The sequence below is a fragment of the Caenibacillus caldisaponilyticus genome (assembly GCF_002003465.1).
In the GTDB taxonomy this organism is placed as follows: domain Bacteria; phylum Bacillota; class Bacilli; order Bacillales; family Sporolactobacillaceae; genus Caenibacillus; species Caenibacillus caldisaponilyticus.
Genome location: NZ_BDDQ01000018.1, coordinates 113,868 through 120,047, shown reverse-complemented (window position 1 = coordinate 120,047; position 6,180 = coordinate 113,868). Strand labels below are relative to the sequence as shown.

Genomic DNA, 6,180 nt, shown 5'->3' with positions numbered 1-6,180 from the left:
AAAAAGAAAGAAAAGCAGAATCCTTTTAACGTCATCAATTGGGAATACAACGCGGAAGACGATACATTTACATGCCCGAACGGGCAAAAATTGACGTTCCGTTATTGGTCTCATCGCACAGACCGAAACGGTTTTACCAGAGAATTTAAAGTCTACGAATGTGAAGACTGTTCAGGTTGTCCGTTCCGTTCCCAATGTACCAAAGCAAAAGAAGGACATCATCGAAGAATACAATATAACCAAAAATGGGAAGAACATAAAGAATTCATTAGGCAGAAGCTTTCGGAAAAAGAAACTGGTGAAATCTACGGCAAACGTAAAATTGATGTGGAACCAGTTTTTGGATTTCTGAAGGCTAATTTGCGTTTCACTCGTTTGTCAGTGAGAGGCAAAGAAAAGGTGAAAAATGAATTGGGATTTGCATTCATGGCGGTGAACTTGAGAAAGATCACCGCCATGAAAAGTTAATCCACCTAAATATAAGGGAAAATAACACCTGAAAAAGGTTCCGACCATCAAAAAGCGATAATCGGAACCTTTTTTACGTTATTTTGGGCTAGTTATGTCCCGGCCCCTTTCGTTCAAGCTTTGATCCGCGCGGGCAAGCGGCCGCTCGGGCTGATGACGGAGCAGGAAAACGCGCCGCCGAACACCTGTTCAGCGACCGCCTTGACGCCTTCGAGCGTGACGGCATCAATGCTTGCCATCATTTCATCCAATGAACGGTGGCGGTTGAGCAAAAGCTCATTTTTCGCATTGCGGCTCATCCGGCTCGACGTGCTTTCAAGGCTCAACATCATATTGCCTTTCAACTGTTCCTTGCTGTTCTCGAGCTCTTTTTCGGTAATCCCTTTGCTCCGGATGTCATCGAGGGTCATGAGAATCGTCTCATAAAGCTCGTCGATTTGATCGGCGCCGGTGCCGCCGTAAATCGTCAAGAGACCGCTGTCGCGATAGGCGGTGTGGTAGGAAAAAATCGAATACGCCAATCCGCGTTCTTCGCGGACTTCTTGGAAGAGGCGGCTGCTCATGCTGCCGCCGAGAATATTGTTCAGCACGATCATGTCATAAATGTGGTCGTCGCCGAGCGGAAAGCCGTTGAACCCCAGACAGAGATGGGCTTGTTCCGTCTCTTTTTGCTTGGCGATTTTGCCGGATTGAAAGACCGGTTTTTCATAGTGAACGTTGTGGGATTCCACCCGGTATTCGGAGAAAATCCTTTCGACCGTGGCGATGATCGATTCATCGACGTTGCCTGCGATCGAGACCACCGTGTTTTCCGGCACATAGTGATCGGCCATATACGCCCGCAAGGCCTCGGCGTCAAACGTCGCCAGGGAAGCCTCACTGCCGAGAATCGGAAGACCCAATGGATGATAGCCGTAGCTCGCCTGGCTCAACAGATCGTGGACGCGGTCATCGGGCGTGTCCTCATACATTTTGATTTCCTCGGAAACGACCTGTTTTTCTTTTTTGAGCTCACCTTCGTCAAAGGTGGAATGAAAAAGCATATCCGCCAATATTTCGATCGCGTAATCGGCGTGTTCATCGAGCACCCGCGCATAGAAGCATGTATATTCCTTCGATGTAAAAGCATTCACCTGGCCGCCCACGCGATCGAAGGCTTCGGCGATGTCGCGCGCGCTGCGCGTCTCGGTTCCCTTAAAAAGCATATGTTCGATGAAGTGCGAAATACCGTTGTTTTTTTCGTTTTCAAAGCGCGATCCGGTTCCGATCCAAAACCCGATGGTCACGGATCGCACGGTCGGGATTCGTTCTAAAACGATACGAACACCATTAGGACATGTATGCTTGATGATCAAGATGCTGCCTCCTACATCGTCTTTAAAAATATCAGCGAGGTTGCCCAAATGGAAGATCGGGCCGAGATCGAGCCCGATGCTGGCACCCTTTTTTCCTAGTGGTAAATATAGCACTTTTGTCGCGGCGGCTCAATGGATGACCCTTCGCACGCGTTCCGCCGAAAGGAAACGGCGGGTTTGCCATGCCGCCAGGCGAATACGGTCACCATTTCGGTGACGCGCCCGTTGGCGACGACCGCCATCACGGTTCTCCTCTTCCGTTCGGTTTCCCATCATCGACCCGTTTTTCACTCAATAATTCGGATACCGTGCCCATGGCGTATCCTTTGTTTTTCAGGGCAAGGATCAACCGGCTTAACCCTTTGGCCGTTGAATCGGTCGGGTGCATCAAAATCATGGATCCCGCTTCCGTCTCGCGGGCGACGCGGCGCACCATGGCGAGGGGCTCGGGATGATTCCAATCGACCGTGTCGACCGTCCACATGATCGTCCGCATCCCGAGCCGATGGGCGACGTCGACGGTCGTTTGATTATAGCTGCCCGAAGGCGGGGCAAACCACTTCGGCTTCACGTGCACCGCCGCTTCGATCGCCTGGTTGGTTTTTTTCAACTGATCGGCGACTTCGCTGGCGCTTTTGGTGCGAAGATCGGGATGATTATAGGCATGATTGCCGATCTCATGGCCCTCTTCCGCAATCATCAGCGCCAGATCCGGATGCTTTTTCGTCCAGCTTCCATCGAGAAAAAACGTCGCATGAATCCCGTAATCGTGCAACGTTTTAATCAGCGACGGCAAATATTCATCGCCCCAGGCCACATTGATCAAGAAGGCGACCATCGGTTTGCGGGGATGGCCGCGGTAAATCGGCCGGGGCGGCAAATCTTTCAAGTGGACCGCCGGCGGAACTTCTTTGTACACGAGGCGGCGTTCATCGAAGCGCCCGTTCGCCTTCATTTTTTCATAGGACGCCCGGACATCGACTTTCAAACCGTTGTACCCCGGAATCGCTTTCCACACCGGGTCGATCCGCGCGTTTTCGGGCGGAATGTTCCGGCGTTCGGCAAACTCTTGGATCTTTTGGTAAAGCGCGTCCTCCGCCCGGCCCGCGGCGCTCAATTCGCCGCGCTCGGGAAGAAGCGGCGCCAAATAAAAGCTTTCATACTTTTTTAATGACGAAAATGTAAATACCATGACCGCGAAAACGGCCGCCACCGCAGCGGTGATTTTGACCAGGCGCATCCGCATTCCTCTCCCTCAAGGCCGGCGATCCACCGGACTAAAGCGCCCGGTAAAACACGCCCCCCGTCCGCTGGTTGGGGACGTACGGCCTCCCCGGTTTGTCTTCCATTAGCCGCTTGGTACAAGCTTATGCGCGGCTCCGGGCCTTAGAACTCGAGATTCAAGGAGGGCATGCGGTCGCCGGTTTTCTCAACCGCTCGACCCGAACGTTTTTGCCGCCTAACCCGGTTGCCGCACCGGCGTCGGACGGTCTGTCTTATGCGCTGGGCAGGCGCGGATTTTAGGCATTAAAAAAGGCCATTGCGTGCGGATAGAAAAGTCCGCCGAAATGGCTCTTGCACGGGTTGTCATTATTTTTGTTTGCCCACCAATTGGTCGGCCATCGCTTGTTTGCGCGACAATTTCACCCGACCTTGTTTGTCGATATCGATGACCTTGACGAGCACTTCGTCGCCGACGTGAACGACATCTTCGACCTTGGCGACGCGCTTTTTGTCCAATTCGGAAATATGGACGAGCCCGTCCTTTTGATTGAACAATTCGACAAACGCGCCGAACTTCTCGATGCGCTTGACCTTGCCGACGTAAATATCGCCGATTTTCACTTCCCGGACAATGTCTTCGATGATTTGTTTGGCCTTCTCGTTCATCTCGGTATTCGCGGAAGCGATATAGATCGTGCCGTCCTGTTCAATGTCGATTTTGACGCCGGTGTCATCGATAATCTTGTTAATGACCTTGCCGCTCGGCCCGATGACCTCACGGATTTTTTCGGGGTCGATCGTCATCGTTAAAATCTTCGGCGCATACGGCGACAGTTCGGGGCGCGGTTTCGCAATCGTTTGCTTCATGTGTTCGAGGATCGTCAAGCGCCCTTTGCGCGCCTGCTTGAGCGCCGTTTCGAGAATGTCGCGGGTAATGCCGGATATTTTAATGTCCATTTGCAACGCCGTGACGCCTTTTTCGGTACCGGCCACTTTAAAGTCCATATCGCCGAGGGCGTCTTCCATGCCTTGGATGTCGGTCAAAACGACGACATTGTCCCCTTCTTTGACGAGCCCCATGGCGATCCCGGCCACCGGCGCTTTGATCGGAACACCGGCATCCATCAGCGCCATCGTGCTCGCGCAAATGCTCGCCTGCGAGGTCGATCCGTTGGACTCGAGCACTTCGGAGACGAGCCGGATCGTATACGGGAACTTGCTTTCATCGGGAATGACCGGTTCCAACGCCCGTTCGCCCAAAGCGCCGTGACCGATTTCGCGGCGTCCGGGTCCCCGCATCGGCCGCGCTTCGCCGACGCTAAACGGCGGGAAGTTATAATGGTGCATAAACCGCTTCGATTCTTCCGGATCCAAGCCATCGAGAATTTGGACATCGCCGAGCGCGCCCAGCGTACAGACGCTCAGAGCCTGGGTTTGTCCGCGCGTAAAGAGGGCCGAGCCGTGCGTGCGCGGGAGAATGCCGACCGCCGAGGAGAGCGGGCGAATTTCGTCGGCCTTTCGTCCGTCCGGACGGATGCCGTCGACGAGTATGGAACGGCGCACTTCCTCTTTCACGATTTTATGGAGCACTTCTTCGATCTGATCGAGTTTGTCCTCGTACGCTTCGTCCCCTTCATAACGCGCAAGGACTTCCGCCTTGACGGCTTCGATCGCCGCCTCGCGTTCTTGCTTGTCCTTCGTCATGATCGCCGCTTTCAGCTTGTCCGTCGCTTCTTCGCGGATTTGACGTTCAAGCGCTTCGTCGGCCACGAACAGTTCAAAGGTCATCTTTTCTTTCCCGACTTTGGCGACGATTTCTTCTTGAAAAGCGATGAGCTTTTTGATCACTTCGTGGCCGAACATGATGGCGTCTAGCATCACTTCTTCGGGCACTTCATCGGCGCCGGCTTCCACCATGTTGATCGCTTCTTTCGTCCCGGCGACCGTCAAGTGCAAATCGCTTTTTTCCGATTGTTCGACCGTCGGATTGATGACGAATTGTCCGTCGACGCGACCGACGATGACGCCGGCGATCGGCCCTTCAAACGGAATGTCCGAAATCGACAGGGCGAGGGACGAACCGAGCATCGCCGCGATTTCCGACGAACAGTCTTGATCGACGCTCATCACCATGCTGACGACTTGGACTTCGTTGCGAAAGCCTTCTTCAAACAACGGCCGGATCGGCCGGTCGATCAGGCGGCTGGCAAGGATGGCCTTTTCGCTCGGACGCCCTTCCCTTTTGATAAAACCGCCCGGGATTTTGCCGACGGCGTATAAACGTTCTTCATAGTTGACCGTCAGCGGAAAGAAAGGCAAGTCCTTCGGTTCCTTAGAAGCGGTCGCCGTCGACAGCACGACGGTGTCGCCATAGCGGACGAGGACGGCACCATTCGCTTGTTTGGCGACCTCACCGATTTCAAAGGTGAGCGGCCGTCCGGCCAAATCCAAGGTGAAGGTCTGTTTTTCTTGTTCCATCAATGGGTACCCCTTCCACGCAAACAATATCTCATGCGCCGATCATGATCGGGGCGCTGATTGGTTAGAATCACCATTCATAAGATAACCGAGCTTATGTAAAACAAACGTTATTAGAAACTTTGCCACATATCGGTTGCCGGTCCCGGACGTGAGCGAGCCGAGCGCAGCGCATGCGCCAAATGACGGGACGGCAACAGCACCGGCTTGAGCGCATGACTTCATTTTATTACAAAAAAGCGGGAACGAATCCCGCTTTTTCCCGATCAACGACGCAATCCGAGTTTTTCGATCAGTTCGCGATAGCGCGCAATGTCTTTCTTTTTCAGGTACATCAACAGATTGCGCCGTTTGCCGACCATTTTAAGAAGACCGCGTCGTGACGCATGGTCTTTTTTGTGAACGCGCAAATGTTCGTTCAGCAAGTTGATTTTTTCCGTCAGGATAGCCACTTGCACTTCCGGCGAACCGGTGTCGCCTTCGTGGGTTTTGAACTCGTTGACGATTTCTTGCTTGCGTTCTTTGGTCAAAGCCATCCTTTTCACCTCCCAATGACAAATCCCCGTCGGCCCAGCGAGCGTCGGTGAATCGCACAGCCGCGCCGCGGTTAGCGTTCAACACATAGCATACATCTTTTTTAACCAAAATACAAGAA

At 53.3% G+C, this 6,180-nt stretch carries 5 protein-coding genes; 1 reads left to right on the top strand and 4 read right to left on the bottom strand.

The window, feature by feature from the left end; translation table 11 throughout:
• On the top strand, positions 1 to 468 hold a 468-nt coding region (locus tag CCB157_RS06680; protein WP_143286953.1), incomplete at its 5' end, for a transposase.
• 113 nt (positions 469 to 581) lie between these two features.
• On the opposite strand, the gene CCB157_RS06675 is transcribed toward CCB157_RS06680, so the two are convergent.
• The 4 genes from CCB157_RS06675 to rpsO form a co-directional block, all read right to left on the bottom strand.
• Positions 582 to 1,823 (bottom strand): M16 family metallopeptidase, encoded by a 1,242-nt coding sequence (locus CCB157_RS06675; protein ID WP_077615122.1) that lies wholly within the window; start codon positions 1,821 to 1,823, stop codon positions 582 to 584.
• 241 nt (positions 1,824 to 2,064) lie between these two features.
• Positions 2,065 to 3,063: a polysaccharide deacetylase family protein gene (locus tag CCB157_RS06670; RefSeq protein WP_077615121.1), complete on the bottom strand. Its 999-nt coding sequence runs from the start codon at positions 3,061 to 3,063 to the stop codon at positions 2,065 to 2,067.
• A gap of 350 nt (positions 3,064 to 3,413) precedes the next feature.
• Complete coding sequence (pnp, locus tag CCB157_RS06665; protein WP_077615120.1) at positions 3,414 to 5,525, bottom strand: polyribonucleotide nucleotidyltransferase; 2,112 nt, start codon at positions 5,523 to 5,525, stop codon at positions 3,414 to 3,416.
• 266 nt (positions 5,526 to 5,791) lie between these two features.
• Positions 5,792 to 6,061 (bottom strand): 30S ribosomal protein S15, encoded by a 270-nt coding sequence (rpsO, locus tag CCB157_RS06660; protein ID WP_077615119.1) that lies wholly within the window; start codon positions 6,059 to 6,061, stop codon positions 5,792 to 5,794.
• Positions 6,062 to 6,180 lie beyond the last annotated feature (119 nt).

Excerpts from the sequence above, each read along its gene's own strand:
- CCB157_RS06670 (WP_077615121.1), bottom strand. The coding sequence starts at position 3,063 with ATGCGCCTGGTCAAAATCACCGCTGCGGTGGCGGCCGTTTTCGCGGTC.
- pnp (WP_077615120.1), bottom strand. The coding sequence starts at position 5,525 with ATGGAACAAGAAAAACAGACCTTCACCTTGGATTTGGCCGGACGGCCG.
- rpsO (WP_077615119.1), bottom strand. The coding sequence starts at position 6,061 with ATGGCTTTGACCAAAGAACGCAAGCAAGAAATCGTCAACGAGTTCAAA.